The organism is Paenibacillus phytorum (assembly GCF_013141715.1).
Classification (GTDB): Bacteria; Bacillota; Bacilli; order Paenibacillales; family NBRC-103111; genus Paenibacillus_E; species Paenibacillus_E phytorum.
The window spans coordinates 1-554 of the sequence record NZ_WHOA01000136.1 but is presented as its reverse complement, the minus strand read 5'-3'; the positions used below and the strand labels follow the sequence as shown (position 1 = coordinate 554).

Below are 554 nucleotides of genomic sequence, written 5' to 3'. Positions count from 1 at the left end.
TTTGACACAACCGACAATGGCTGAATCCCATAAAAGATTCGTTTCTTACAGCTTTTCCATGAAAGCTAACAAATGTTCTTTCACCTGTGCTTTTTCTTCCTGGGTCATATTGTTTAATTTTAAATTCTTTGCATTATCAGGGGTTATAAGGATTGTGGAGGGTTCTTGAATTGTTTCTTTAAGGGTATTTCCTTCTTCAGTGAGCAACAGCTTAGATTTGTTTGAATAGGAATGGATTATTTCTGTTTGTAAATAATTACCTTCCATATCATAAAAATCCTCAATAGATTTAATATCCGATTTCATGTGGGTTTTCCCTTCCTCAATAGTGGTTATTGCATTCACTATTTTGTAACCCGTTCGTTCAAAGAATCCTTTATCATTTTGATTATCATCAAGTGTTTCTATTGTAAAAACCTCAATGGTTTCATATTTCTCGGTTTGACTACATGCACTTATAAGCAGAAAAGTGAACATGAATAAACAAATCTTCACTAAAATCATTAGCTTTTTGTTGAAATTCATTTCTTCACTCCTAACCTGGATTAGTTCAG

General features: G+C 32.7%; 1 protein-coding gene. It reads right to left on the bottom strand.

What is annotated here, in order from left to right; all coding sequences use genetic code 11:
• Positions 1-45: 45 nt before the first annotated feature.
• Positions 46-554 (bottom strand): hypothetical protein (locus GC098_RS20775; RefSeq protein WP_246358781.1); only part of this gene is annotated, 509 nt, incomplete at its 5' end.